This window comes from Amycolatopsis taiwanensis DSM 45107 (genome assembly GCF_000519205.1).
GTDB lineage: Bacteria > Actinomycetota > Actinomycetes > Mycobacteriales > Pseudonocardiaceae > Amycolatopsis_E > Amycolatopsis_E taiwanensis.
Map to the genome: position 1 here is coordinate 90,021 of NZ_JAFB01000024.1, position 25,837 is coordinate 115,857.

The window sequence follows — 25,837 nt, forward strand, 5'->3', positions numbered from 1 at the left end:
CCGCGCCGTCGGCGGCCTCGGCCACGACCACCAGGTCAGGCTCCGCGTCCAGGATGAGCCGCAGCCCTTGCCGGACCAGGGCGTGGTCGTCGGCCAGCAGAATTCGGGTGCGTTGGATCATCAGCGCGTGCTCCGCCCACTCGTCGGTATGACCAGTACTACCTCGGTTCCCTCGCCCGGCACGGATCGCACGGTCAGCCGCGCCCCGACGAGCAGGGCTCGTTCCAGCATGCCCCGGATGCCGGTGCCTTCCTCGATCACGCCGCCGCGGCCGTCGTCCGCGATGGTCAACGTGAGGTGTTCGGGGGTGCTGATCAGGGACAGGTCGACCCGGGTGGCGTGGGCGTGCCGGGCGACGTTGGTGAGCCCTTCCTGAGCGATGCGGTAGATCACCAGCTCGACGTTCTCGCTCAGCGCGGGAAGACCGGTATCCAGGTGGCGGTGGACGGGAAGCCCGCTCGCCTGGGTGAACTCGGTGCTCAGTTCCTTCAGCGCGCTGTGCAGGCCGAGGTCTTCGAGCACCCCGGGGCGCAGCCGGCGCGCGACCCGCCGGACCTCGTCGAGGCAGCCCCGAATCGCTTCCTGCACGGTGTGGAGTTCTTCGCGAAGAGCGACGGGTGCCCGGTCGACGGTCCGTTTGAGACCGAGCAGCACCACGGTCAGGCTCTGGCCGATCTCGTCGTGGAGTTCCCGCGCGATGCGCTGCCGCTCGCTTTCCTGCGCGGTCAACGCCGCGGCACTGCTGGCACTGTGGTCGGCTTCCAGCCGGTCGAGCATGCCGTTGAAGGTCCGGACGAGGTGCGCGAGGTCGCCGGTGTCGTTGTCGGCGAGCCGGTCGCCGGCGTGGAGCAGATCCACGCGTTGCATGACCGTGGCGAGCGAGTCGAGCGGCGCGAGGCTCCTGCGCACCAGCAACGCGTTCGCCGCCAGCATCACGGTCAGCCCGATCGCCAGGACCGGCGCCTCGGTCACCAGCACCGGCGACGACACGGTCGCCGGTGAGAAGGCGAGCACCAGCGTGCCGGCGGCGAACAGCAGCCCATTGATCGCGAAGAGCCGCCGGAAGAGCGCTTTCGCCGGGGCGCCCGTCTGGTCGCGTTTTCCCATGACACCAGCTTTACCGAGCGCGGCCGTGACTGTCCATTAGGTACAGCCCTCAGCCGGAAGCCCAGCCGTCCGCCCGTCACGGGAGGAATTGGGTGCCGGACCCGATGGTCACCGCGGCGTCGCCGACCGACGCTGGAGAGGTCGGAAGGGAGCAAGACATGGGTGCTACGCGAGACACCGTGCCCGGTGTCGGCACGGTGCATCACTGCCTCACCCACGCCGGACAGCGATTCGGTGTGCTGCGGCACAACGACGGGCGACGCGAGCTGTTCTTCTCCGCGTCCGGCGAGTCCGACAAGCCGTCGCACACCCTGGTCCTCGACCACAACGAAGCCGAGCAACTGGCCGACCTCCTGCACAGCGACCCGGCCACCCGCCGTCGCCCGCTCTGCGGACCTCCCTGACAGGCCCCTTGACCACGCGAGTTCGCCCCCGACCACGAAGGAAAGCCCACATGCCCCGAGACATCGCCGTTCGCGTACCGACCGTAAGCGGTGGGTGAGCGCCCTCGTGCCCGCCGTAGCAGCGCTGTCGATCTTCCTGGTCTCGTTCTTCTTCATCGCGTCGGAAAAAGTGAACAAGGTCAAGGTCGTTCTCATCGCCGCGGCCCTGATGACCGTGCTGGGCCTGGCCCCCGGCACCGCGGTGTTCTTCTCCGAGCACGAGGGCATCGACTGGAACGTGATCTTCCTGCTGCTCGGCATGATGATCATCGTCGGCATCATCAAGCAGACCGGTGTGTTCGACTACCTCGCGATCTGGGCGGCGAAGCTGTCGAAGGGCCGGCCGTACGTCCTCATGGTGATGCTGATGGCCATCACCGCGATCGCCTCGCCCTTCCTGGACAACGTCACGACCATCATGCTGGTCGCGCCCGTCACGGTCGTGGTGTGCGGCCGGCTCCGGATTCCCGCGCAGCCCTACCTGATCGCCGAGGTGCTCGCGTCCAACATCGGCGGCGCCTCGACCCTCATCGGCGACCCGCCCAACATCATCATCGGCAGCCGGGCGGGCTTGACCTTCAACGACTTCCTCGTCCACCTGGCGCCGATCGTCGCCGTCATCTTCGTCGTCTTCGTGCTCTTCACCTGGGTGTTGTTCCGCCGGGAGTTTCAGTACCACCCCGAGCAGGTCGCCGAGGTCATGGCGCTGCAGGAGCGTAAGGCGATCAGCGACCCACGCCTGCTGGTGCGTTGTCTCGTGGTGTTCGGGCTCGTCGTCATCGGCTTCGGCCTGCATGCCGTCATCCACGTCGAGCCCGCGATCATCGCACTGGTCGGGGCGGGACTGATGCTGCTGGTGTCCCGTGCCAACGTGGACGACGTCCTCGGTGAGGTCGAGTGGCCGACGCTGGTGTTCTTCATGGGCCTGTTCGTGATGGTCGCGGCGCTGGGGCACACCGGAGTGATCGAGGCGGCCGGCACCTGGGTCATCGACGCGTTCGGTGACAACCACTTCGCGGCGGTGACCGCCTTGCTGTTCGGGTCCGGTGTGCTGGGTGCCTTCTTCGACAACATCCCCTACGCCGCCACCATGACCCCGATCGTCGAGGACATGGCCGCGCAGGCGGCCACGCCAGAAATCGCGCAGGCGCTCTGGTGGTCGTTCGCCCTGGGCGCGGACTTCGGCGGCAACGGCACCGCGGTCGCGGCGAGCGCCAACGTCGTCGCGCTCGGCGTCGCCGCGCGAACCGGCCACCCGATCAGCTTCTGGCAGTTCACCAGGTACGGCATCACGGTCACGGCACTCAGCCTCCTGCTTGCCTGGGCCTACGTCTGGCTCCGTTACCTGACCTGAGGTGCCGGGCGGACGGCTCCGGGCCGCGCGGCAAAGCCGTCCTTGACACCTACCCCGGTGCTTTGGACCATGGAGGGGTAGGGATTGCGAGCACTCCCGAAGTGCTCCGGGCCACGAGGAGGTGAGAGGCATGACTGGTCATAGTCCCGGCTGTCATTCGCTCACCCGTCCTCTGCTGAGTACGGCCGCTTCGGCCCGGTAGGCCGGGGTCTGTTCGGCTGTGTTCGGCCTGCCGGCAGGAGGTCTGCCATGCCCTACACGACGCCAATCGGCATGAACCGCGCGGTTGTGGCGGTTGATCTGTCGTTCGAGCCCCTCGCCCGTGCGATAACGGCCGTAGCCGGGACGACCCAAGCCTTGTTCGAACCGGCGACGCTCCGCCGCCTGATCACCTATGCCGAGCCGATCCTGCCCGTGGTCGCCGGCGCTCTCGGCTGCGGGCCGATGGGCCAGGTCACCACTCAGGTTGCCCTCAGGCTCGTCCGCAAAGCCTTGCCCGAGAGCGCCGAGTCGGGAACCTGCGCTGTATCGAACATCCCTGTCACACGTGAATAAGGTGCCTATCCGTTGATGGGCAGGTTTGCTGAAACCTGCCCATTATGCGGGCGCCGAATTTCCCTTGCGTCCCACGAGATGAAAGACGCGGCTGAGTTGACGGTACGGGTCGCGTCGGCCGGCTTCGAGTTCGACCGCGGCCGTGGCCGCCACCTGCTTCGAGTCGGTGGGGTCCAGCTTGGCTCCGCTGAACTCGAGCCAGTCGACGAACAGCCATATGCCGTACCAGTGCAGTGGCTCCACACCGCGGCTCAACATGAGTTCGCTGAGCTCTTCCACCGTGTCGGCTCGACCCGGCACTCCGAGCACTCCGATCTCGGTTCTGGCATCGAACGACGCCAGGGCGTCGTCCCACCGCTGTTCCAGGGCCGGGCGCACCGCCATTGTCCTGGCGTTGCCCGTCATGATCGAGACGATGCCATCCGCTGCGGCGCACTGGCACAGCTGGTCGACCAGCGGCTCCGGGTGTTCCAGGTATCCGAGTACGCCATGACACAACACCGCGGCGAAGCGTTGACCTTTCACCGCCTCGGCGGCGTTCGACCCGTCGGCCTCCAAGAGCGTCACCCGCCGTTGGGCCTCGTCAGGCAGCCGCTGGAGTCGCTGGTGAGCCTTGTGCAGCATCGCCGGTGACGAGTCGAGCAACGTAACGTCGTAGCCGGCTTGGGCCAGCGGAAACGATTGATGGCCCGCGCCGCCGCCGACGTCGAGCACGGATGCCGGAGGCGCCGGCAGGTGCTCCAGCAACTGGTGGTGCATCACGTAGGTGCGCACGTACCCCTTCACTGAGGCATAGGCCTCATCGGCAAATTGGTCAGCCAAATCGGCCCAGGTGTCCTCGCCCATTCCACCAAGATACTGGCAGGCGCTTCAGCGCCTGGAAAATGCCACGCGCTCAGGGGCGGCCTGTGGGAGGATCCGGGCCGGCTTACCGGAGTGGTGTGCATGGGACTGGACTACTTGGTCCCATTCACCTCCCGTTTCGAAAGCCAGCCGGTTGACTGCTCTGCAAGCGACTGGCTCGATCTCGACACGTCTGTCATGGTCGGCGTCGATGACGAGGTGCGCGAGTTCTTCGGCGATGACTTCGAGATCCGTGACCGCGACGAGGCCGGCAGGGTGTCGATCGGATACGTCTACCTCACGGTTAAGTTCGCTTCCACGCTTCACCCTCGCTATGCGTCGCTGAGTTTCACCGCCGCCACAACGGGGATGAGCCTGTTGTTCGAGCGGTCCGCGAGCGTCAGGGCGGTGTTCACCGGGCTCACCGCCGCCAGTGGGGGAGTGTGCTGCCTGCTCGACACGGAGAGCGCTACCTTTCAGGTCTGCTGGCTCAACGGCCAGACGATCCGAGAGCCGGTGCCCGGGCCCCGTTTCGCCGGCTTCCGTGATCTTGCGGCGACTTGGCCGGATCAGAACCTGTGACCAACAAGGCAGAATTCGCCTCGCTGAGCCGGGAATTCGCCTCGCTGAACCGGGAACTAATCGTCCTGAACCGGGGACACACCGGCCTGAACCGGGAACTCGCGGGTCTGAACCGGGGACTCGCGGGTCTGAACCGGGAAGTCGGGGGTTTGGGGCGGGGACACGCCGGGTGCAGGGCTCAGCGGCCGAAGGCGGCGTCGAACGAGGCGGCGGGTGGTTCGATGGCGGCGAGGCGGCGCACGAAGGCGAGTGCGTCCGGGGCGCCGGCGAGCCGGTCCATGCCGGCGTCCTCCCACTCGATCGAGATCGGGCCGCGGTAGCCGATCGCGTTCAGCGCGCGGAAACAGTCCTCCCACGGCACGTCACCATGCCCGGTGGACACGAAGTCCCAGCCACGCCGCGGGTCGCCCCACGGCAGGTGCGAGCCCATCCGGCCGTTGCGGCCGTTGCCCACCCGGCGCCGGGCGTCCTTGCAGTCCACGTGGTAGATCCGGTCGGCGAAGTCCAGCAGGAACGACACGGGGTCCAGGTCCTGCCACATGAAATGGCTCGGGTCCCAGTTGAGTCCGAACGCCTCGCGGTGCCCGATCGCGGCCAGCGTGCGCACCGTGGTCCAGTAGTCGTAGGCGATCTCCGTCGGGTGCACCTCGTGCGCGAACCGCACACCGGCCTCGTCGAACACGTCGAGGATCGGGTTCCACCGGTCGGCGAAATCCTGGTACCCGGCCTCGACCATGGACTCCGGCACGGGCGGGAACATCGCCACGGTGTACCAGATCGACGAGCCGGTGAAGCCCACGACCGTGTCCACGCCGAGCTTCGCCGCCGCGCGGGCGGTGTCCTTCATCTCCTCCGCGGCCCGCTGCCGCACGCCCTCGGGTTCACCGTCACCCCAGATCCGCGCCGGCAGGATCGCCTGGTGCCGCTCGTCGAGCGGGTGGTCGCACACCGCCTGGCCGAGCAGATGGTTCGAAATGGCCCACACCTTGAGGTTGTGCCGCTCCAGCAGGTCGAGCCGGCCCCGCACGTACTTGTCGTCGGCCAGCGCCTTGTCGACCTCGAAGTGGTCGCCCCAGCAGGCGATCTCCAGGCCGTCGTAGCCCCATGCCGAGGCGAGCTTGCACACCTCCTCGAACGGCAGGTCCGCCCACTGGCCGGTGAACAGGGTGATCGGGCGCGGCATCGGTGCTCCTTCCGTGTCAGGAATGAATGTCTACCGTGGTCCACGTGCTGGACCGTGCGGCGCTGCGTTCCACGGCGTCCAGCACGCGCTGCACCTCCAGTCCGTCTACAAAGGATGGTTCGGGATCGGCCCCGCGCGCGATCGCGGTCAGCAGGTCGGCCGCCTGGTGGGCGAAGGCGTGCTCGTAGCCGAGGGCGTGCCCGGGCGGCCACCAGGCATCCACATACGGGTGATCCGGCTCGGTCACCACAATGCGGCCGAAGCCCTGCACCTGCGAATCGGCGGACCCATCGTAGAAATGCAGCAGGTTCATGTCCTCGAGATCGAACGCGAGGCTGCCCGCCGACCCGTTGAGCTCGATCCGGAGCGAGTTCTTGCGGCCGGTCGCGAACCGGGTCGCCTCGAACGTGGCGAGCGCACCACCGGTGAAGCGGCCGAAGAACGCCGCCGCGTCGTCGACGGTGACGATCCCGGTCCGCTCGCCGTCGGGTTCCGGACGCTCCTTGACGAACGTCTCCAGCGCTGCGCTCACCCCGGTCAGCCGCTCGCCGGTGAGATGCTGGGTGAGGTCGACGATGTGCGCGCCGATGTCGCCCAGCGCGCCCGACCCGGCCCGTTCCTTTCGCAGCCGCCACGTCATCGGCGTCCGCGGGTCGGCGAGCCAGTCCTGCAGATACTGGGCGCGCACGTGCCGGACCGTGCCGATCCGGCCCTCGCCGACCAGCCGCCGGGCCAGCGCGAGCGCGGGCACCCGGCGGTAGGTGAAGCCGACCATCGAGCGCACTCCGCGGGCCCGCGCCCGCTCTGCGGCCTCGGCCATCGCCTCGGCCTCGGCGACCGAGTTCGCCAGTGGCTTCTCGCACAGCACGTGCTTGCCCGCGTCCAGCGCGGCGATCGCGATCTCCGCGTGGGTGTCGCCCGGGGTGCAGATGTCGATCAGATCGATGTCGTCGCGGGCGATCAGCGCCCGCCAGTCGGTCTCCACCGATGCCCAGCCGAACCGGTCGGCGGTGTCGCGGGCCGCCCGCTCGTCGCGCCCGGCAAGCGCGACGAGTTGCGGTGTCAGTGGGGGGTCGAAGAAGCTACGGGCACTGCGCCAGCCCTGGGAATGCGCCCTTCCCATGAACGCGTGGCCGACCATGCCGATGCCCAGTGTCGGATGGCTCATGAAGTGCCTTTCGATCGAAGATTCCAATTCCCCACCTCGGCGCTGTCCTCGCCAGGAGCCGCCTGGAGAACCCGCAGCGGTGCAAGCTGACGGCCCACCGCAAGCCGCTCCGCCGCTTCAAAGCACTTTTCAGGACTCGAAGCCGAGGGGGAGGTACTTGTCCACATTGGCCTTGGTCACCACCGGAGCATTGAGCACGATCCGCCGCGGCACCTCGACCTGCACCAGGTCGGACAGGCCCTTGCTCTGCACCAGCAGCCGGGCCAGCCGGATGCCGTCGGCGGCCTGCGTCGGCGGGTACAGGACGGTGGCCTCCATCGAACCATCCTGAATCCAGCGCATCGCGTTCTTCGAGCCCGCACCGCCGATGAACGCGAACTCGTGCCGGTTCGCGTTGTCGAACGCCGCCTTGACACCGACCCCCTGGTCGTCGTCGTGGTTCCAGATGATGTCGATCTTCGGCGCGGCCTGCAGCAGGTTCGACGCGGCGGCCTCACCGGACTCGACGGTGAAATCCGCGGCGACCCGGCGGCTCACGCTCTGGCCGCATGCCCGTAGCGCGTCGGCGAAACCGCGCGAGCGGTCCTGGGTCAGCGGCAGCGAGTCCGTGCCCGCGATCTCCGCGATCACCGGACTGGTCAGGTGCCGCTCGCCGACCAGCTTGCACGCGTAGGTGCCGGCCGAGATGCCCATGCCGTAATTGTCGCCGAGGATCGTGACGCGCGCCGCGAACTCGCTGGAGAACTCGCGGTCCACATTGATCACCGGGATGCCGGCGTCCATCGCCTTGCGGGCGACCTCGGTCAGCGCGGCGCCGTCGGTGGGCAGCAGCACGATCGCGTCCACCTTGTCGTTGATGAACGTCTCGATCTGGCTGATCTGCAGGCTGGCGTCATTGGTGCCCTCGGCGACCCGCAGTTCGACGTCGGGGTACTTCTTGGCCTCCGCCTGCGCGGTCGAGTTGATCGCGGCGAGCCAGCCGTGGTCGGCCTGCGGCCCGGAGAAGCCGATGACGACCTTCTTTCCCGGGGCGTCGTTGGAACTGCCCGCGTTGACCGGTGCAGCCGATTCGTTCTGCGGCTCCTGGTTGCTCGTACAGCCTGCCACGAGCGCGCCCGCGGCGACGAAGATTCCCAGTGTGGTCAACAGTTTTCGGGCGGGGCGAGTGGACCTGAACATGGTTTCTCCTAGAGGGGATGGGGCGGAGCCTCCACCGGGCGGTGCGGTGAATCGGTGGAGTTCAGGTGCGCTGACGGGTGGCGAAGCGGCGCTGGATGAGTACGGCGGCCACGATGATCGCGCCCTTCGCGACCGCCTGGGTGGAGGTGTCGAGATTGTTCAGCGTGAACACATTGGTGAGCGTGGTGAAGATCAGTACCCCGAACACGGTGCCGACGACCGTGCCCCGGCCGCCGGACAGCAGCGTTCCGCCGATCACCACGGCCGCGATCGCGTCGAGTTCGTACAGGTTGCCGTGGGTCGAGGTGCCTGCTGTCGTGCGCGCCATCAACATGATCGCCGCGATCCCGCATGCGATGCCCAGCAGCACGTAGAGGCTTGCGGTGTGCCGGCGCACGTTGAGGCCGGCCAGCCGCGCTGCCTCGGCGTTGCCGCCGATGGCGATCGTGCGGCGCCCGAAGGTGGTGCGGTTGAGCAGGACCCAGCCGAGTACCGCGACGATCGCGAAGATGACGACCAGCACCGGAATGCCGGCGACATTTCCGCCGAAGAAGTCCACGAAGCCGCGTACGCGCACGATCTGCGTCTTCTTCTGCGAGATGATCTCGGCCAGGCCGCGCGCCGCGGCGAGCATGGCCAGGGTGGCGATGAACGCGGTGATCCGGCCGTAGGCGATGAGGATCCCGTTGACCAGGCCGCACCCGGCGCCGACCAGGATGGCCGTGACCACCATGACGATCCAGTGGAAGTCGGCGGCCATCGTCTGCGTGGCGATGGTGGTTGCCCAGACCGACGACAGCGCCACGATCGCACCCACCGACAGGTCGATGCCCCCGCCGATGATCACGAACGTCATGCCGACGCTGACCACGCCGATGACGGACGCGAGCCGCAGGATCGTGGTCACGTTGTCGATGCTGCCGAACCGGTCCCCGGCGGTGATGATGCCGATGACACACAACAGCGCGAGAGCGACGACCAGTCCGAGGTTACGGCCGACCGGTCCGGAAAGGACGGACGGGATCCGCTTGCGCGTCTCGCTCTTCGTGGCCGGCTCCGCCGTCACATCCTGGGTGGTCATCACGCTGTTTCCTCACCATCCATCACCAGGTCGAGCACCCGGTGCTCGTCGATCCGCTCGGCCGGCCCGTCATGGACGACGCGCCCGTCCGAAATCACCAGAACCCGCGTGGACAAGCCGATGACTTCTTCGATCTCGCTGGACACCACGACGACGCCGAGGCCCACCGCGGCCAGTTCGCGGATGAGCGCGTAAATCTCCGAGCGCGCACCGATGTCGACGCCGCGGGTGGGCTCGTCCAGGAGCAGAACCTTGCAGCCGTGCAACAACCAGCGGCCCAGCACCACCTTCTGCTGGTTGCCGCCGGACAGCGTGCGCACCTCGTTGTCCACATCGGACGGACGGACATCGAGTTCGCGCACCATCTGCTCGGCCGAGGCGCGCTCGGCGGCACGCCGCACGAAGCCGCCGCGCGCGAAGCGGTCGAGGCTGGCCGCGATGATGTTGCGGCTGACCGGTTCACTGAGGAACAGGGCCTGGCTCTTGCGTTCCTCAGGACACAGCCCGATTCCGGCGGCAACCGCGGCGCCGACGCGGCCCGGCCTGACCCGCTTCCCGCCGACCGTCACGGTGCCCGTGCTCGGCGTGCGGGCACCGTAGATCGTCTCCAGGATCTCCGAGCGGCCGGAGCCGACCAGCCCCGCGAGCCCGACGACCTCACCGGGACGCACCTCGAAGCCGACACCGGTGAACTCGCCGTTCCGCGACAGGTTCTCGACCCTGAGGATCGGCTCGGTGCCGGAGTCGGCGGCCGGTCGTGGCGGGAAGGCGTACTCGATGGACCGGCCGGTCATCAGGCGGACGATCTCGCTCGTCGGCGTGCTCGCGGCCGGCAGGCCGGTGGCCACCGTGCGGCCGTCCTTGAGCACCGTGACGCGGGTGCCGATCTCGCGGATCTCGTCGAGCCGGTGCGAGATGTAGACGACGGCGACGCCCGCGGCGGTGAGGTCGCGGATCACCTCGAACAGCCGGTGGACCTCTTCCCGGTCGAGCACCGCGGACGGCTCGTCCATGATGATGAGCCGCACGTCGCGGGACAAAGCGCGCGCCATGCTGACGATCTGCTTGCCCGCCGCGGGCAGGCTGCCGACGTCCGCGCTTGCCCGGATCCCGGAGTGGCCAAGGCGCTGGAGGAGAGCCGTGGCCGCGCGGTTGGCGTCGGCGCGGCGGTTGAAACCGAACTTGGCGTGCTCATGCCCGAGGAAGATGTTCTCCGCGACCGACAGCCCGTCGACCAGATCGAGTTCCTGGTAGATGGTGGCGATGCCGAGCCGCATGGCGGCCTGCGGATCGGGAAGGCGGACCTGTTCGCCCTGCCACCGGATCTCGCCGTTGTCGGGTTGATGCGCACCGGACAGCACCTTGATCAGCGTCGACTTGCCGGCACCGTTCTGGCCCAGCAGGCAGTGCACCTCCCCGGCCGCGACCTCGAGGTCGATGCCGTCGAGCGCGCGGACGCCCGGGAACTGCTTGACGATCCCGCGCATCACCAGGAGCTCCGCCGACCCTGCGTCCATGACCGAGCAGAGTAGAGAGACTTTTGCGCCTTAGTCAAGCAAAAGTCTCCACAGTTGGATGTCAATCTCGCGTCGGCCGTGACCAAAGCTCAGGATGTTCTACAGTGAACGAGAGCGAAGTCGTAGTGCGGCCGAAGGAAAGGAACCGTTCAGCATGCCCGTGCGTGAAGGACCGCCGGAGGGCGCGCTGTTCCAGCTGCTCCGGGATGGAAGGCCGCGCACTCGCGCCGAGCTGTCGGCGGAGACCGGGCTGGCCCGCTCGACCATCGCCGAGCGGATCGAATCGCTGCTGGCGACCGGCCTGCTCCGGCATGCCGACAAGGCGGAGTCCACCGGCGGACGACCGCCGAGCATGTTCGCGTTCAACCCCGGCGCGAGGGTGGTACTGGCCGCCGACATCGGTGCCACTCACGTCAAGCTCGCCATCGCGGACCTGTCCGGCGAGATCATCGCCGAGCAGGACCATGTCCTCGACATCGCCGCCGGACCGGAAACCGTGCTCGACTACGTCGCCGAGGCGGGGCGGAAACTGCTGAAAGAGGTCAAGCGGTCGGCGAAGGAACTGCTCGGCATCGGCGTCGGGCTGCCCGGCCCGGTCGAGCACGCCAGCGGCCGCCCGGTGAACCCGCCGATCATGCCGGGGTGGAACTCCTTCGACGTGAAGACCTACCTGCGCGAGCGGCTGGGCATCGAGGTCGCGCTCGTCGACAACGACGTGAACCTGATGGCGCTGGGCGAGCACCGCACGCACTGGCCGGACGCGCCCAACATGATGTTCGTCAAGGTCGCCACCGGCATCGGCTGCGGCCTGATCAGTGAGGGGCGGCTGCATCGCGGTTCCCGCGGGTCGGCGGGGGACATGGGGCACGTGCAGGTGCCGCACGGCGCCGATGTCCCTTGCCGCTGCGGTAATGCCGGCTGCCTCGAGGCGGTCGCCAGCGGTGGTGCCATCGCCGCGAAGCTGACCGCACTGGGGACGCGTGCCGAGGGCAGCAAGGACGTGGTGGAGCTGGCGCGCGGCGGTTCGGTGCCGGCGCTCCAGTTGCTGCGGCAGGCCGGGCGGGACATCGGCGAGGTGCTCGCGACGGCGGTCAGCTTGTTCAACCCGTCCGTGATCGTCGTGGGTGGCGCCCTTTCGCAGGCCGGGGAACATCTGATCGCCGGGGTGCGCGAGGTCGTCTACCGCCGGTCGCTACCACTGGCCACCGAGGAGTTGCGAATCGTCCAGTCCCGCGGCGGTAACCAGGCCGGTGCGCTGGGTGCGGCGGCGATGGTGATCGACCACGCGCTGTCGCCGGAGCAACTGGAAACGCTCGTGGCACAGTAGGCTGGAGGCGCTTGCACCCGGCAGGGTTGTCTGCCTGGCAGGTCTACAGAGAGGTAGACAGGCTGTGCGGAAACGTCAACCGATACGGCGGCCATGGAGCCGGGCGGTCACCTTGGTCGCGGCGATGATCGCCGTCGTGGTCCCCGCACTCCCGATGCTCACCCCGCCCGCGGTCGCTGGGCCGGTGCGGACGTGCGGAAGCCTGTCCCGCATCTCGCGGCCCGACACGACCGTGGTCTCGGCGGTCGAGGACTCCGGTGACGCGACGACTCCGCCGTCATGCCGGGTGACCTTGCGTATCACCGACCCCGGCGACGGAGGAGCGGTGACCGTGTGGGTCTACCTGCCGCTGGATACCTGGAACGGACGCTTCCAGGCCGTTGGCGGTAGTGGGTTCCTGGGTGGCGATGCCGCGCGCCTGGTCGGCCCGCTGCGTGCTGGATATGCTGCCGCGGCAACGGATGCGGGCCATCGCGGCTCGAACGCCGACTTCGCGCTCAAACCCGACGGCAGCCTCAACTGGCCGGCGATCAAGGACTTCGGGTACCAGGGCATCGCGGACATGACCGCCGCGGCGAAGGCGATGGTGCGTGACTTCTACGGCAAAGATGCCGCGTACTCCTACTTCAACGGTTGTTCCACCGGTGGACGGCAGGGGATCACGGAGGCCCAGCGCCATCCGGACGACTACGACGGGATCCTCACCGGGGCACCGGTGATCGGCTACCCGAAACTGAAGACCGGGCAGATGTGGGGTCAGGTGGTGATGCTCGCGCAGGGCAACCCGGTGGCGCCCTGCAAGTTCAAGGCGGCCGTGACCGCGATGACCGGCGCGTGCGACACCGTGGGCGACGGCGTCCGGGACGGGGTGATCGGCGATCCGCTCCAATGCCACTTCGACTTGTCCAATTTGGTCGGACGGGCGACGCCGTGCGGCAAGATCACTGCGGCCGACGTCGAAGTCATGAAGAAGATCCAGCAAGGCCCACGGCGGGCGAACGGGGAATTCCTCTGGTACGGGCTCGCGCCCGGTGCGTCGTTCGCGGGCCTGAACGACACGGTGCCGTTGAACGGCAAGCTCGTCGGGGCGCCAAGCATCTCCGACCTGTCGTGGTTCAGCATGTTCCTGGCGCAAAACCGTTCCTGGGACTGGACCACGCTGACGTATCCGAAGTTCGAAGCGTACTTCGACCAGGCCGTCTCGACGTATAACGACGTATTAGGTGCCGACAACCCGGACCTGTCCGGCTTCGCACGTGCGGGCGGCAAACTGCTGCTGTGGAACGGTGAAGCGGACTTCGCGGTGCCGTTCCAAGGCACCGTCGATTACTACCGGCGCGTCCAGGAGAAACTTGGTCCCGGCCAGACCCAGCAGTTCCTGCGGTTGTTCCTGGCTCCGGGTGTGGATCACTGCGGCGGCGGGCCGGGGCCGCAACTGGCCGACCCGCTCGGCGCCCTGGTCGACTGGGTCGAGCATGGCAAGGCGCCGCGGACGCTGCCGGCCGTGCGCACCGGCGCCGATGGTTCGGTCACCGCGACCCGTCCGGTCTGCATGTACCCGAATGTCGCGCGGTGGACGGGAAGAGGAGACCCCGCGGACGGCTCCACCTACCACTGCGTTCCCGCGCGGTCCTGACATCCGGGCGCCACCTTGGCCGGAGGGCCGACCTCAAGCCCCAGTTGATCAACGATGTCCGGCACTGGTCCACGCCCGCCGGACAGTGCTAGGCTCTCCCGCGTTGTCCTCTTCGAGAAATGATTGGAGGCGGTAACTGTGAATATTTGTCATGTCACACGTTTCCGCGCCATCAGGAGGATGACCGCTGCCTGAGCGGAAACGACGATTCGTTTCCGAGGGTAGGAATGTATTTTGTCTCGCTGGACAAAGGTGGCCGGCAAGTCGGCGCCCGCGCTTGACCGCTCGTTCTGGAAAGTGTTTTTCGCATCGGCCACGGCAAACTGCGCCGACGGCATCGGCAAAATTTCGCTGCCCCTGTTCGCCGCGTCCGTGACCAGCAATCCCGTGCTCATTTCCGGGCTCACCGCGTTCGCGTTCCTGCCGTGGTTGCTGTTCGGTCTGCCGGGCGGCGCGCTGGTGGACCGGCTGGATCGCCGGCGGGCAATGTCGACCGTCAACATCATGCGAACCGTACTGCTCGGCGCCCTCGTCCTGTTCATCGTCGCCGGTGCGGGCAATATCCTGATGCTGTACGTCGCCGCGTTCGCGCTGGGCCTCTGCCAGGTGGTTTATGATTCGGCGGCGCGCGCCATTCTGCCCCAGGTCGTCGGCCGTCGGAGCCTTGACAAGGCCAACAGTTGGCTGACCGTCGAAGAGACCGTGGGGGCCAGCTTCGTCGGCCCGCCCGCAGGCGCGGCCCTCTTCGGCTGGTACCGCGCCGTCCCGTTCATCTGCGGTGCGATCGGCTTCGCGCTTGCGGCGCTCCTCGTGCTCGCCGTCCCTGGCCGGTTCCGGGCTGAGCGCACCGAGCCCACTACCTTGCGCGCGGACATCCGCGAGGGGGTGCGCTGGCTGTGGCGGCACCCCGTGCTGCGGGGATTGACCATCCTCAGTGGACTGATCGCCGGGTTCTTGTCCATGGCTACGTCGCTCACTATCCTGTACGCCCTGAACACGTTGCACGTCAGCCCGTCGCTGTACGGCGTCCTGTTCATTGCCATGGGGGCCGGGGGTCTCGTCGGGTCCGCCGTAGTCGGGCCGCTGACCTCCCGCTTCGGCCGACCGCGGATGATCACCATCGCCGCGACGATCGCTCCGGTGATGTGCGTTCTGCTCGGGACGGTGACGAACCTGTGGGCGGCCGGCGGGTGGTTTTTCGGCATCGCCGTCGGCGTGACGATGTGGAATGTGCTGTCGATGTCGCTGCGGCAGGCGATGATTCCCGCCGAGTTGCTCGGCCGGGTGCTTGGTGCCCACCGCGTCGCGCTGTGGGGTGGCATCCCGTTGGGTGCCCTGATCGGTGGTGCCCTGGCTGACCGCACCAGCGTGCCTGCCGCGTTCTTCGTGTCCGGTCTCGCCCAACTCGTTGTCGTCGTCATGATCTACCGGCTCATCAGTCGACACCGGCAGCTGATCGTGGATTCCTTCGAGTCCTGACCAGACGCGCGGACACAAGGACCAGCACATCGAAGAAAGGTCTGGTGCAGCTGTAGTTCCACCAAAACGGAAACATGCTCGACCCCGTTGGAGGGGGACTACGCGTAGCGTGGCTTTTCAGCTGGATACCGGTTCCAGCGATGCAGCCGAAGGAGGATCATCGGTGAAAACCAGCCGCAAGGTGACCAGGGGTCTCGCCTCAGCCGTCATGTTGATCACGCTCGCCCTGGCCGGGACTCCAGTGGCATCGGCCGCGACCGCACCATCGGTCTCCGGCTCTTCGTCGCACAGCGCGGCGACACCTCTCGGCCTCTGCTGCTGAAGCGTCGTCCCCGTCTTAGCGAACCACTGTTTCAGGGCAGGACTACAGCCTGCCCTGAAACAGCAGCGGGAAAAGTTCGGTCGCTGGTACCGTCTGTGGCCTTTCAGCCGAATGATTTAACCATGTCGCCCTGCTTGGGCTGGTGTGCCAGCCGTCGTTTGTGATCTCTCGGGAATACGCGGCCGGCGCCCCGATGCCCTCGGCCGGCTGAGTCGGCTGTCCGGAATGTGCGTATCGTCGGGGCCATGACCGGGGATGAACGACTGCTCGCCGTGACCGTCGAGAGGGGACTGAGCGCGGCCGAGGTCGCCGAGCGCGTGGCCGAGGGCCGCACCAACGACGTGCCGGCGCGGGCGAGCCGCAGCGCGTGGGAGATCGTGCGGTCGAACGTGTTCACCCGGATCAACGCGATCTTCGCGGTGCTGGCGGTGATCGTGTTCTCCACCGGCTACCTGCTGGACGGGTTGTTCGCGGTGCTGATCGTGGCCAACAGCATCGTCGGGATCGTGCAGGAGCTGCGGGCGAAGCGGACGCTGGATCGGTTGGCGATCGTCGGACAGGCGCGGCCCCGGGTGCGCCGCGACGGCCGGGCCGCGGAGCTGGCGCCGAACGAGATCGTGGCCGACGACGTGATCGAGATGGGCCCGGGAGATCAGATCGTCGTCGACGGGCAGGTGCTGGCGGCGGGGGCGCTGGAGGTGGACGAGTCGCTGCTGACCGGCGAGTCCGATCCGGTCATGAAGGTGCCCGGGGATCCGGTCATGTCGGGCAGTTTCGTGGTCGCCGGTTCCGGGGCCTACCGGGCCACCAAGGTGGGCCGGGAGGCGTACGCGGCGCGGCTGGCGGAAGAGGCCAGCAGGTTCACCCTGGTCGACTCCGAGCTGCGTAACGGGATCAACACGATCCTTAAGGTGATCACCTACCTGCTGGTCCCAGCCGGGGTGCTGTCGATTGTCAACCAGTTCTCCGGCCACCAGGCCCTGCCCGACGCGTTGCGCGGCATGGTCGCCGCGCTGGTACCGATGGTGCCCGAAGGGCTGATCCTGATGACCTCGATCGCGTTCGCGGTCGGCGTGATCCGGCTCGGTCGACGGCAGTGCCTGGTCAACGAACTGCCCGCGATCGAGGGCCTGGCCAGGGTCGATGTGGTCTGTGCGGACAAGACCGGCACCCTGACCGAGAACGCCCTGCGGCTGGCCGCCCTCCACCCGCTGGGCAACGGCGACACCGCACCGGGCGTCGCGCTGGCCGCGCTCGCCGCCTGTGATCCGCGCCCGAACGCCAGCCTGCAGGCGATCGCCGCCGCGTACCCGGAGGACTCGGGCTGGCGGGCGGAGGCCGTGGTGCCGTTCTCGTCGGCCCGGAAGTGGAGCGGCGCTCGCTTCGCCGGGCAGGGCAACTGGGTGCTCGGCGCTCCCGATGTCCTTCTTCCCGATGGTGTCGTGGAGCGGGCCGAGGCAGAGCGGCTCGCCGCGGGCGGGTTGCGGGTGTTGCTGCTGGGCCGCGCCGGTCAGCCACTCGACGCGCCGGACGCGCCGGGTGCTCCGGGCGCGGTGACCCCGGTGGCGCTGGTGGTGCTGGAGCAGAAGGTCCGCGACGACGCGCAAGCCACCCTGGGGTACTTCGCCAGCCAGCAGGTGGCGGTGAAGGTGATTTCCGGCGACAACGCCGTCTCGGTCGGTGTGGTCGCGAGCTCCCTGGAACTGCCCGGTGCCGGCACCCCGGTGGATGCCCGCACCCTGCCCGAGGACGGCGAGCACCTCGCCGCTGCCGTGGACAAGGGCGCGGTGTTCGGGCGGGTCACCCCCGCGCAGAAGCGGTCGATGGTCACCGCACTGCAGTCGCGCGGTCACACCGTGGCGATGACCGGGGACGGGGTCAACGACGTGCTCGCGCTCAAGGACGCCGACATCGGCGTGGCCATGGGCTCGGGCAGCCCCGCCGCCCGCTCGGTGGCCCAGATCGTGTTGCTGGACAACGCCTTTTCCACCCTGCCGCACGTCGTGGCCGAGGGCCGGCGGGTGATCGGCAACATCGAACGGGTCGCCACCCTGTTCCTCACCAAGACCGTGTACTCCGTGCTGCTGGCCCTGGTGGTCGGCGTTACCGGCCTGATCGGCTTCGACTCGCTGCCCTACCCGTTCCTGCCCCGGCACGTCACCATCACCGGCTGGTTCACCATCGGCCTGCCCGCCTTCATCCTCTCCCTGGCGCCCAACACCGACCGTGCCCGCCCCGGCTTCGTCGGCCGCGTCCTGCGGCTGGCCGCGCCCTCCGGCGTGGTGATCGCCGCCGCCTGCTTCACCTCGTACCTGCTGGTCCATCCCGGCCCTGGCGACCCGGTCGGTCAGGAGCAGGCCAGCACCTCCGCGCTGATCACCCTGATCACGGTGGCCCTGTGGGTGCTGGGGATCGTCGCCCGCCCCGACAGCTGGTGGAAGGTCGGCCTGGTCGCCGGCATGACCGCTCTCTCGGCCCTGATGTTCGTCCTGCCGGTCACCCGCGAACTGTTCCTGCTCGATCCCACCAACACCGGCGACACGCTCAGCGCCCTCGCCTGCGCCGCCGCCGGCATCGTGCTGATCGAGATCAGCCGGTGGATCAGCCGCCTCCGCCGACGCGCTGTGTCCCCGGCTGGGGCGGTTGATTAATAGCCGTCTGTTTGTTCGATATCGCTTTCACGAGCGGCTCCACGCCGTCTCCCAGAAAGCGAGTTCGTAGCGGCTGCTGGTCAGGAAGGTCTCACGCAGCCGTTGCTCGGTGGCCGCCGGCAGTCCTGCCCCGAGTCGGTCGGTCAGTTCGCGTAACCAGTCGACGAGTGCGGTGAAGTCGGAGGAGGAGTACATCTCGATCCAGCGCGCGTAGCCCACGTGATCGGGCGAGCCACGCTCGGCGAGCGCGAGACCGATTTCGTTGAAGCCCCACATGCAGGGCAGCAGCGCGGAAAGCAGTTCGACGAAATCGCCAATGGCGGCGGTGCGGAGGAGGAAGTCGGTGTAGCCGCGGGTGGTGGGCGCCGGCCGTTCTCGTTCCAGGTCCGGCAGGGCGATGCCGAGGTCGGCCGAGTAGGACCGGTGTAGCGCCATCTCCTCGTGCAGCGTGGTGTGCAGGAGGCCCGCGAACCGTGTCATCGTGTCGAGGTCGGGGGCCTTGGCGCTGGCCAGTGCGAGCAGGCGCGCGTACTCGATCAGGAACAGGTAGTCCTGCCGGAGCCAGAATCGGAACCGGGCACCATCGAGCGTGCCCTCGCCGATCCCGCGCACGAATGGGTGGTCGTGTTGCGCATGCCAGATCTCTTCCGCGGCGGCGCGTAGCCGTTCGCTCAATCCAGTCATTTCAGCTGCAACCCCTCTGCGTCCCGGAATGCCTGTCGCGACCGGTTCTCGCGTTCCTACCCTCCGTGATACCCAGCGCAGCGGCGGCTGAACTCCGGGAGAGAACAGCATCGGGGTGAATCCCGTGACAGACTCCGGGATGGGAATCCGTCGACCGGATTCCGTTGGAGGAGGCGATTGTCATGGACCGCCGTGACGACGTCGGCGGCCAGAGTACGGCCATCGCGGACTCGCCGTGGCAGCAGTGGCCGGACGCATTGCGCGCGCAAGGGCAGCAGGTGCTCGCCCAATTGCGCGCCGGACGTCCAGGCGTGGCCGTAGAACTGATCGACGAACTCATGGCCGATCTCGCCGCCCGCCGCGAGACCCTCGCCGACAGCGCCAACCGGGTTTTCGAGCCGTCAACCGACGATCGGAACCCGTGACCGCGTGACAGGTCTCGGGTGGCGAAATCGTGAGGGAACCGAGAACCGGCCGATCGACAGACCGACCCGGGCAAAGATCCGATGTATGGTACGTGGGTTAGGTGGAGGCTGGAGCCGGCCGTGGTGCGACGAGGGGTGTGAGCCGATGTCTGTGACCGATGATGCCATCGAGGCGATCAAGCAGATGATCGTGGACGGGGAACTGCGGCCGGGTGACCGCCTGCCACGCGAGGTCGAACTGGCCGCGAGGCTCGGCCTGTCACGCAACTCGTTGCGGGAGGCCGTCCGCGCGCTGGCACTTGTCCGGGTGCTGGATGTCAGGCAGGGTGACGGGACATACGTGACGAGCCTGGAGCCGTCCCTGCTGCTGGACGCGATGGGATTCATGGTGGATTTCCATCGTGATGACAGCGTGCTGCAGGTTTTCGAAGTCCGCCGCATCATCGAGCCGGCGGCGACCGCGCTGGCCGCGACCGCGATGCCCGATGAGGACATCGAAGGGCTCGCGGTCCTGCTCGACTCGATCGGGGACGATCCGTCGGTCGAGGAGTTGGTGGACAACGACCTCGAGTTCCACCGGCGTATCGCCGTGGGTTCGGGTAATGCCGTGTTGTCGTCGCTGGTGGAAAGCTTCTCCGGCCGGACCCAGCGCGCGCGGACCTGGCGGGGCATCACCGAGGAGGGCGTGCCGGAACGGACGCTGGCCGAGCACCGCGCGATCCAGCAGGCCCTCGCGGCGCGCGAGGCCGAGGTCGCGCGTGCGTGGGCTACAGTGCACATCGCCGGCGTCGAGCAGTGGCTCCGCCGGGCACTCGTGGATCAGCCCCCGGCCTAGCCCAAAGTCTTGACGATGCAGACATCGGATGTCTATGTTCTCCGTGAACATGGCCTGGACCGTACAGGGAGTGGGTTTGGCTAGCATCGTCGCTCTGGAGACGCACGACGTCCGCTTTCCGACCTCGCAAACCTTGGACGGGTCCGATGCCATGAACCCGGATCCGGACTACTCGGCGGCCTACGTGCGGGTGCTCACGGACGCCGGGGACGGGCTGGAAGGCCACGGGTTCGTGTTCACGATCGGTCGTGGCAACGATGTGCAGGTCGCCGCGCTCGATGCGCTCCAGGGGCACATCGTCGGCCGGGACGTCGAGAAAACCCTGGCGGACCTCGGCGGGCTGTGGCGGGATCTCGTGCATGACTCGCAGCTCCGGTGGCTGGGGCCGGAGAAGGGGATCATGCACATGGCGATCGGTGCCGTGGTCACGGCACTGTGGGACCTGCGAGCCAAACGCGAAGGCCGGCCGCTGTGGCAGGTGCTCGCCTCGCTGAGCCCGGAAGAGATCGTCGACCTGGTCGATTTCCGCTATCTGACCGACGCGCTCACCCGCGAAGAGGCCCTGGAAATCCTGCGCAGGGCCCAGGCCGGCCGCGCCGAGCGGGAGGCGCTTCTGCTGCGCGAAGGCTACCCCGCCTACACGACCACCCCCGGCTGGCTCGGCTATGACGACGAGAAGCTGGCGCGGTTGTGCCGGGAAGCGGTCGCCGACGGGTTCGGACAGATCAAACTCAAGGTGGGGGCGAACCTCGACGACGACCGACGCCGCCTGGCCATCGCGCGGAAGGTCTGTGGTCCCGACGTCCGCATCGCGGTCGACGCCAACCAGCGCTGGGACGTCGCCGACGCCATCCGGTGGATGGACGCGCTGCGCTCGTTCGACATCGCATGGATCGAGGAACCGACGAGCCCGGACGACGTGCTGGGCCACGCCGCCATCGCGAAGGCCGTCGCGCCGATTCCGGTGGCCACCGGGGAACACGTGGCTAACCGGGTGCTGTTCAAGCAGTTCCTGCAGGCCGATGCGTTGTCGGTGCTCCAACTCGATGCCACCCGGGTGGCCGGCATCAACGAGAACATCGCGATCCTGTTGCTGGCGGCCAAGTTCGGCGTTCCGGTGTGCCCGCACGCGGGTGGTGTCGGGCTGTGCGAGGCGGTGCAGCACCTGGCGATGTTCGACTATGTGGCGGTTTCCGGCACGATCTCCGGCCGCGTGATCGAATTCGTCGACCATCTGCACGAGCACTTCGTCACCCCGGTGGATGTCCACGATGGACGGTACTTCCCGCCGAAGTCGCCGGGCGCGGGCACAGAGATGCTCCGAACCTCCATTGTGGAGTATGCGCATGACACGTGAGGCCACGATGACGGAACCGCTGCTCGCTGCCGACGGCGTGGAAAAGTCCTTTCCCGGCGTGCGCGCGCTGCACAACATGCGACTGGAGCTGCGCTCCGGCGAGGTTCTGGCGCTGGTCGGCGAGAACGGCGCGGGCAAGTCCACGCTGATGAAACTCCTGTCCGGTATCTACACCGCCGACGCCGGGAGTTTCCAGCTCGAGGGCCGGCCGTACGAGCCGGGCAACCCGCGCCACGCGCTGGAACTCGGCATCAGCATCATCCACCAGGAGTTCAACCTGGTGCCGCACCTGACGGTCGCGCAGAACATCTTCATCGGCCGTGAACCGCGCCGCGCCAGGCTGCTCCTCGACGAGCGCAAGCTCAACGCCGACGCCGCCGAACTGCTCGACCGGCTGCACCTGCCGCTCGACCCGCGGGCGATCGTCGGTGACCTCACCGTCGCCGCACAGCAGATGGTGGAGATCGCCAAGGCGCTGTCGCACGAGCCACGTGTGCTGATCATGGACGAGCCGACCGCGGCGCTCAACGACGCCGAGGTCGAAACGCTGCACGAGCTGATCCGCCGGTTCGTGCGGCCCGGTACGGGAGCCATCTACATCTCGCACCGGATGGAGGAGATCAGGCGGATCGCGGACCGGGTGACCGTGATCCGGGACGGCGAGTACATCGACACGCTCGAGGTCGCGTCGGCGAGCACGCCGGACATCATCGCGCGCATGGTCGGCCGCGCGATCGACACCGAAGCCCGGCCCGAAGGCGTACGCGGCGACCGCGACGTGGTTCTGAGCGTCCGCGGCCTGACGACGAAAGCGTTGCTCAAAGACGTGTCGTTCGATCTCCAGCACGGGGAGATCCTCGGGTTCGCCGGGCTCATGGGCGCGGGCCGGACGGAGGTCGCCAGGGCGCTGGTGGGCGCCGACAAGATCGAGGCCGGCCTGATCAGCCTGCGTGGCAAGGAAGTCCGCATCTCCACTCCCGCGGACGCGGCCAGGCTCGGCATCGGCTATCTGTCCGAGGATCGCAAGCGCTTCGGGCTGTTGCTGGAACAGGATGTCAAGGCCAACATCGCGCTCAGCGCGTTGCGGGAGAAGTTCACCAAGGCCGGATTCGTCCGCGACGGTTCGCTACGGGCCCAGGCCGAGCGTCACACCAGTAGCCTGAAGATCAAGACGCCCTCGGTGGACCAGACCACGAAGAACCTCTCCGGCGGCAACCAGCAGAAGGTCGTCATCGCCAAATGGCTGGTCAAGGACTGCGACATCCTCATCTTCGACGAGCCCACGCGTGGCATCGATGTCGGCGCCAAAGAGGAGATCTACCAGTTGCTCGGCGAACTGGCCGAGCAGGGTAAGTCGATCATCATGATTTCCTCGGAGCTGCCGGAGATCCTGCGGATGTCGCACCGCGTCGTGGTGATGAGCGAGGGCCGGGTGACTAAAGTGCTCGACGCCGCAGAGGCCACCCAGGAGCGAATCATGCGCTACGCGACCGACGTCGCCGTCGGTGACCCGGAACAGAAGGCAGGGCAGCAATGACAACGGTCAAGGCTCCGGAGGGGGAGCAGCAACGAGCGAGCGGCCCGGCGGCCATGATCAAGAGCAGGCTCCAGCAGTTGCTGGCGTTCGGCAGCCTGATCGTGATCTACGCGTTCTTCTCGATCGTCAGCCCGTTTTTCTTCTCCTACGGCAACTTCATCTCGATCCTGTTCTCCACCGTGGTGATCGGCACGCTCGCGGTCGGCACCACGTTCGTCATCATCACGGCGGGGATCGACCTGTCCATCGGGACCGGGATGGCGCTGTGCGCGGTCATGGCCGGCGTGCTCATGGTGAAGCTGGGCCTGCCCCTGGCTCTCGGTCTGCCGCTGACGATCCTGTTCGGCGGACTCATCGGACTGGTCAACGGGATCAACGTGGCGGTGCTGCGGATCCCGCCGTTCATCGCGACCCTGGCGATGATGCTCGTCGCCCAGGGGCTGGCGCTCGTGCTGTCCAACAGCACGCCGATCTACTTCACCGACGTGCCCGGCTACACCGACCTGTCGATCGGGAACCTGATCCCGGAGGTCCCGAACGCGGTGCTGGTCCTCCTGGTGGTCGCGCTCATCGCGGGCATCGTGCTGACGAAGACCGTGCTCGGCAGGTACACCTACTCGATCGGCAGCAACGAGGAAGCGACCGCGCTGTCGGGCATCAGCGTGCGGAAGTGGAAGATCGCGATCTACGCGCTCGCCGGCCTGTTCACCGGGCTGGCCGGGGTGATGATCTCCGCGCGGCTGGGCTCGGCGCAGCCGGCCACCGGCATGGGCTACGAGTTGCAGGCGATCGCGGCGGTCGTGATCGGCGGGACCTCGCTGTCCGGTGGTAAGGGCTCGATCGTCGGCACGCTGATCGGCGCACTGATCATCTCGGTGCTCAACAACGGTCTGCAGATCATGTCGATCCCGCAGGAATGGCAGAACGTCATCCTGGGGTGCGTGATATTGCTGGCGGTCTACACCGACCGCATCCGGAAAAAGGAAGCGTAACCAGAACAAGGGAGATCTGGTAATGAGGATTCGGAGGAGCGTCGCGGCGGTCGCCGCCGCGGCGCTGGCGCTGAGCCTGTCGGCGTGTGGTCAAGGCGGCGGCTCGTCCGCCGGCGGCAACGGGCCGCTCATCGCCATCGTGTCGAAGGGCTTCCAGCACCAGTTCTGGCAGGCCGTGAAGAAGGGCGCCGAGGAGGAAGCCGCCGCAAAGGGCGCTCGGACGACCTTCGTCGGCCCGGCCACAGAACAGGACGTCGAGCCGCAGCTCAACATGCTCACCAACGAACTGGCCAAGTCCCCGAAGGCGCTCGGGTTCGCGGCACTCGACTCGCGAGCGGCCGCACCGCTGCTGCAGCAGGCGAAGTCGCAGAACATCCCGGTGATCGCGTTCGACTCCGGTGTGGACAGTGACATCCCGGTGACCACGGTGGCCACGGACAACAAGGCCGCCGCGGCCGAGGCGGCCAAGCACCTCGCCGAGCAGATCGGCGGGCAGGGCAAGGTCGCGCTGGTGGTGCACGACCAGACCAGTCTGTCCGGAAAGGACCGTCGCGACGGGTTCCTGGACTGGATGCACCAGAACGCCCCGGGCATCACCGTCCTGCCGCCCCAGTACGGCGGCGGGGACCAACTGGAGTCGGCGAACATCACGAAGTCGATCATCGAGTCCAACCCGGACCTCAAGGCGATCTACGCGTCGAACGAGGGCTCGGCGATCGGTGTCATCAAGGGCGTGCAGGAAAGCGGCCGGAAAGACGTCACGGTCGTCGGGTTCGACTCCGGTCAAGGCCAGCTCGACGCCATCAACGACGGCACCGAGGTCGGGGCCATCACCCAGGACCCGGTCGACATGGGCAGGCAGCTCATCGACGCCGCGCTGAAGGCCATCAACGGCGAACAGCTGCCCAAGCGCATCGACACCGCCTACTACTGGTACGACAAGACGAACATCAACGACCCGAAGATCCAGGCGGCGCTCTACCACTAGCCCCCAACCCGGACCTCACCCACCCCAACCGGGAACCCATCTTCCCGAACCGGGAATTCACCGTCCTGAACCGGGAATTCACCGTCCCGAACCGGGAATTCACCGTCCTGAACCGGGAACTCATTGTCCTGAACCGGGGACACGCCGAGACCCGGCGTGTCCCCGACTCAGGTGTCCGAGTTCCCGGTTCAGGCGCGTGTGTCCCCGGTTCAGGTGTCCGAGTTCTCGGTTCACGTGTCCGAGTTCTGGGTTCGGGCGTCCGAGTTCTGGGTTCGGGCGCGTGTGTTCTTGGTTCGGGTTTTCGGACGCTGTCGGGCGTGAGGCCCGCGGCTACGACGCCGGCAAGAAGATCAACGGTGCAAGCGGTTCATCGTGACCGACACCCTCGGGCTGCTGGTCACTGTCGTTGTCCTCTCCGCCGGCAGGCAGGACCGCGATGGTGCCAAGCCGGTCCTGTTGGACACCCACCTGCGCACTTCATCACTCTGTAACTGCACCGGCAGTACCTCGCACGCAATATCAACGGCGGCTACAGGTGCCACAGCACTACAGGTGTGCCGTACCGTACCTCCTGACCGGCCGACTGCTGGCC

The 25,837-nt window shown here is 67.6% G+C and carries 22 protein-coding genes and 1 pseudogene; 15 read left to right on the top strand and 8 right to left on the bottom strand.

Going from position 1 to position 25,837, the window contains the following annotated elements; genetic code table 11:
• Window positions 1–120: 120 nt before the first annotated feature.
• On the bottom strand, window positions 121–1,107 hold the full coding sequence (locus A3CU_RS0119475) for a HAMP domain-containing sensor histidine kinase (protein ID WP_027943730.1): 987 nt from the start codon (window positions 1,105–1,107) through the stop codon (window positions 121–123).
• 158 nt (window positions 1,108–1,265) lie between these two features.
• Here A3CU_RS0119475 and A3CU_RS0119480 point away from each other — a divergent pair, with 158 nt between their 5' ends.
• From A3CU_RS0119480 to A3CU_RS0119490, 3 genes are all read left to right on the top strand, one after another.
• The gene (locus tag A3CU_RS0119480; protein WP_027943731.1) at window positions 1,266–1,511 is read left to right on the top strand and encodes a cation:proton antiporter regulatory subunit; all 246 of its coding nucleotides are present in this window, start codon (window positions 1,266–1,268) and stop codon (window positions 1,509–1,511) included.
• 106 nt (window positions 1,512–1,617) lie between these two features.
• Complete coding sequence (locus tag A3CU_RS0119485) at window positions 1,618–2,904, top strand: ArsB/NhaD family transporter (protein WP_027943732.1); 1,287 nt, start codon at window positions 1,618–1,620, stop codon at window positions 2,902–2,904.
• A gap of 249 nt (window positions 2,905–3,153) precedes the next feature.
• Window positions 3,154–3,459: a hypothetical protein gene (locus A3CU_RS0119490; RefSeq protein WP_027943733.1), complete on the top strand. Its 306-nt coding sequence runs from the start codon at window positions 3,154–3,156 to the stop codon at window positions 3,457–3,459.
• 42 nt (window positions 3,460–3,501) lie between these two features.
• Here A3CU_RS0119490 and A3CU_RS0119495 read toward each other — a convergent pair whose 3' ends face one another.
• Window positions 3,502–4,305, bottom strand: a complete 804-nt coding sequence (locus A3CU_RS0119495) for a class I SAM-dependent methyltransferase (protein WP_027943734.1) — start codon at window positions 4,303–4,305, stop codon at window positions 3,502–3,504.
• 99 nt (window positions 4,306–4,404) lie between these two features.
• On the opposite strand from A3CU_RS0119495, the gene A3CU_RS45550 reads away from it, so the two are divergent.
• Entirely contained in the window at window positions 4,405–4,884 is a 480-nt protein-coding gene (locus A3CU_RS45550) for a hypothetical protein (protein WP_084143417.1), read from the top strand.
• A gap of 178 nt (window positions 4,885–5,062) precedes the next feature.
• Here the strand turns inward: A3CU_RS45550 and A3CU_RS0119505 are convergent, their stop codons facing one another.
• The 5 genes from A3CU_RS0119505 to A3CU_RS0119525 all read right to left on the bottom strand — a co-directional run bounded on the left by A3CU_RS0119505 (window position 5,063) and on the right by A3CU_RS0119525 (window position 11,012).
• A complete protein-coding gene (locus A3CU_RS0119505; protein ID WP_027943735.1) occupies window positions 5,063–6,067 on the bottom strand; it encodes a sugar phosphate isomerase/epimerase family protein in 1,005 nt (334 codons plus the stop codon).
• A 16-nt stretch (window positions 6,068–6,083) separates the two neighbouring features.
• Entirely contained in the window at window positions 6,084–7,235 is a 1,152-nt protein-coding gene (locus A3CU_RS0119510; protein WP_027943736.1) for a Gfo/Idh/MocA family protein, read from the bottom strand.
• A gap of 129 nt (window positions 7,236–7,364) precedes the next feature.
• Window positions 7,365–8,414: a substrate-binding domain-containing protein gene (locus A3CU_RS0119515; RefSeq protein WP_027943737.1), complete on the bottom strand. Its 1,050-nt coding sequence runs from the start codon at window positions 8,412–8,414 to the stop codon at window positions 7,365–7,367.
• A gap of 61 nt (window positions 8,415–8,475) precedes the next feature.
• On the bottom strand, window positions 8,476–9,495 hold the full coding sequence (locus A3CU_RS0119520) for an ABC transporter permease (RefSeq protein ID WP_043841723.1): 1,020 nt from the start codon (window positions 9,493–9,495) through the stop codon (window positions 8,476–8,478).
• On the bottom strand, window positions 9,495–11,012 hold the full coding sequence (locus A3CU_RS0119525) for a sugar ABC transporter ATP-binding protein (protein WP_245617201.1): 1,518 nt from the start codon (window positions 11,010–11,012) through the stop codon (window positions 9,495–9,497). The genes A3CU_RS0119520 and A3CU_RS0119525 overlap by 1 nt, the downstream gene beginning before the upstream one ends.
• Before the next feature lie 154 nt (window positions 11,013–11,166).
• Here A3CU_RS0119525 and A3CU_RS0119530 point away from each other — a divergent pair, with 154 nt between their 5' ends.
• The 4 genes from A3CU_RS0119530 (at window position 11,167) to A3CU_RS0119545 (ending at window position 18,427) form a co-directional block, all read left to right on the top strand.
• The gene (locus tag A3CU_RS0119530) at window positions 11,167–12,339 is read left to right on the top strand and encodes an ROK family transcriptional regulator (protein ID WP_027943740.1); all 1,173 of its coding nucleotides are present in this window, start codon (window positions 11,167–11,169) and stop codon (window positions 12,337–12,339) included.
• A 64-nt stretch (window positions 12,340–12,403) separates the two neighbouring features.
• Window positions 12,404–13,975, top strand: coding sequence for a tannase/feruloyl esterase family alpha/beta hydrolase (locus A3CU_RS0119535; protein ID WP_156960426.1), 1,572 nt, complete (start codon window positions 12,404–12,406; stop codon window positions 13,973–13,975).
• A 234-nt stretch (window positions 13,976–14,209) separates the two neighbouring features.
• Entirely contained in the window at window positions 14,210–15,454 is a 1,245-nt protein-coding gene (locus A3CU_RS0119540) for an MFS transporter (protein ID WP_169739658.1), read from the top strand.
• Between the two features lie 567 nt (window positions 15,455–16,021).
• The gene (locus A3CU_RS0119545; protein WP_052371878.1) at window positions 16,022–18,427 is read left to right on the top strand and encodes an HAD-IC family P-type ATPase; all 2,406 of its coding nucleotides are present in this window, start codon (window positions 16,022–16,024) and stop codon (window positions 18,425–18,427) included.
• Between the two features lie 27 nt (window positions 18,428–18,454).
• On the opposite strand, the gene tenA is transcribed toward A3CU_RS0119545, so the two are convergent.
• Window positions 18,455–19,111: a thiaminase II gene (gene tenA, locus A3CU_RS0119550; protein ID WP_027943744.1), complete on the bottom strand. Its 657-nt coding sequence runs from the start codon at window positions 19,109–19,111 to the stop codon at window positions 18,455–18,457.
• A 182-nt stretch (window positions 19,112–19,293) separates the two neighbouring features.
• On the opposite strand from tenA, the gene A3CU_RS0119555 reads away from it, so the two are divergent.
• The 7 genes and pseudogenes from A3CU_RS0119555 to A3CU_RS54570 all read left to right on the top strand — a co-directional run.
• Window positions 19,294–19,536: a hypothetical protein gene (locus A3CU_RS0119555; protein WP_052371879.1), complete on the top strand. Its 243-nt coding sequence runs from the start codon at window positions 19,294–19,296 to the stop codon at window positions 19,534–19,536.
• Window positions 19,537–19,681: 145 nt separating this feature from the next.
• On the top strand, window positions 19,682–20,371 hold the full coding sequence (locus A3CU_RS0119560; RefSeq protein ID WP_027943746.1) for a FadR/GntR family transcriptional regulator: 690 nt from the start codon (window positions 19,682–19,684) through the stop codon (window positions 20,369–20,371).
• Window positions 20,372–20,447: 76 nt separating this feature from the next.
• Window positions 20,448–21,728 (top strand): L-fuconate dehydratase, encoded by a 1,281-nt coding sequence (locus A3CU_RS0119565; RefSeq protein ID WP_027943811.1) that lies wholly within the window; start codon window positions 20,448–20,450, stop codon window positions 21,726–21,728.
• The gene (locus A3CU_RS45555; protein ID WP_043841725.1) at window positions 21,718–23,265 is read left to right on the top strand and encodes a sugar ABC transporter ATP-binding protein; all 1,548 of its coding nucleotides are present in this window, start codon (window positions 21,718–21,720) and stop codon (window positions 23,263–23,265) included. The genes A3CU_RS0119565 and A3CU_RS45555 overlap by 11 nt, the downstream gene beginning before the upstream one ends.
• A complete protein-coding gene (locus tag A3CU_RS0119575) occupies window positions 23,262–24,257 on the top strand; it encodes an ABC transporter permease (RefSeq protein ID WP_027943747.1) in 996 nt (331 codons plus the stop codon). The genes A3CU_RS45555 and A3CU_RS0119575 overlap by 4 nt, the downstream gene beginning before the upstream one ends.
• Window positions 24,258–24,279: 22 nt before the next feature.
• Window positions 24,280–25,245, top strand: a complete 966-nt coding sequence (locus tag A3CU_RS0119580; RefSeq protein ID WP_027943748.1) for an ABC transporter substrate-binding protein — start codon at window positions 24,280–24,282, stop codon at window positions 25,243–25,245.
• 319 nt (window positions 25,246–25,564) lie between these two features.
• Window positions 25,565–25,707, top strand: a pseudogene (locus A3CU_RS54570) (transposase); the annotation flags it as partial.
• Window positions 25,708–25,837 lie beyond the last annotated feature (130 nt).

What these genes read in the sequence shown, in the direction of transcription:
- A3CU_RS0119475 (WP_027943730.1), bottom strand. Translation starts at nt 1,107, where the DNA reads ATGGGAAAACGCGACCAGACGGGCGCCCCGGCGAAAGCGCTCTTCCGG.
- A3CU_RS0119480 (WP_027943731.1), top strand. Translation starts at nt 1,266, where the DNA reads ATGGGTGCTACGCGAGACACCGTGCCCGGTGTCGGCACGGTGCATCAC.
- A3CU_RS0119490 (WP_027943733.1), top strand. Translation starts at nt 3,154, where the DNA reads ATGCCCTACACGACGCCAATCGGCATGAACCGCGCGGTTGTGGCGGTT.
- A3CU_RS0119495 (WP_027943734.1), bottom strand. Translation starts at nt 4,305, where the DNA reads ATGGGCGAGGACACCTGGGCCGATTTGGCTGACCAATTTGCCGATGAG.
- A3CU_RS45550 (WP_084143417.1), top strand. Translation starts at nt 4,405, where the DNA reads ATGGGACTGGACTACTTGGTCCCATTCACCTCCCGTTTCGAAAGCCAG.
- A3CU_RS0119505 (WP_027943735.1), bottom strand. Translation starts at nt 6,067, where the DNA reads ATGCCGCGCCCGATCACCCTGTTCACCGGCCAGTGGGCGGACCTGCCG.
- A3CU_RS0119510 (WP_027943736.1), bottom strand. Translation starts at nt 7,235, where the DNA reads ATGAGCCATCCGACACTGGGCATCGGCATGGTCGGCCACGCGTTCATG.
- A3CU_RS0119515 (WP_027943737.1), bottom strand. Translation starts at nt 8,414, where the DNA reads ATGTTCAGGTCCACTCGCCCCGCCCGAAAACTGTTGACCACACTGGGA.
- A3CU_RS0119520 (WP_043841723.1), bottom strand. Translation starts at nt 9,495, where the DNA reads ATGACCACCCAGGATGTGACGGCGGAGCCGGCCACGAAGAGCGAGACG.
- A3CU_RS0119525 (WP_245617201.1), bottom strand. Translation starts at nt 11,012, where the DNA reads ATGGACGCAGGGTCGGCGGAGCTCCTGGTGATGCGCGGGATCGTCAAG.
- A3CU_RS0119530 (WP_027943740.1), top strand. Translation starts at nt 11,167, where the DNA reads ATGCCCGTGCGTGAAGGACCGCCGGAGGGCGCGCTGTTCCAGCTGCTC.
- A3CU_RS0119545 (WP_052371878.1), top strand. Translation starts at nt 16,022, where the DNA reads ATGACCGGGGATGAACGACTGCTCGCCGTGACCGTCGAGAGGGGACTG.
- tenA (WP_027943744.1), bottom strand. Translation starts at nt 19,111, where the DNA reads ATGACTGGATTGAGCGAACGGCTACGCGCCGCCGCGGAAGAGATCTGG.
- A3CU_RS0119555 (WP_052371879.1), top strand. Translation starts at nt 19,294, where the DNA reads ATGGACCGCCGTGACGACGTCGGCGGCCAGAGTACGGCCATCGCGGAC.
- A3CU_RS0119560 (WP_027943746.1), top strand. Translation starts at nt 19,682, where the DNA reads ATGTCTGTGACCGATGATGCCATCGAGGCGATCAAGCAGATGATCGTG.
- A3CU_RS45555 (WP_043841725.1), top strand. Translation starts at nt 21,718, where the DNA reads ATGACACGTGAGGCCACGATGACGGAACCGCTGCTCGCTGCCGACGGC.
- A3CU_RS0119575 (WP_027943747.1), top strand. Translation starts at nt 23,262, where the DNA reads ATGACAACGGTCAAGGCTCCGGAGGGGGAGCAGCAACGAGCGAGCGGC.
- A3CU_RS0119580 (WP_027943748.1), top strand. Translation starts at nt 24,280, where the DNA reads ATGAGGATTCGGAGGAGCGTCGCGGCGGTCGCCGCCGCGGCGCTGGCG.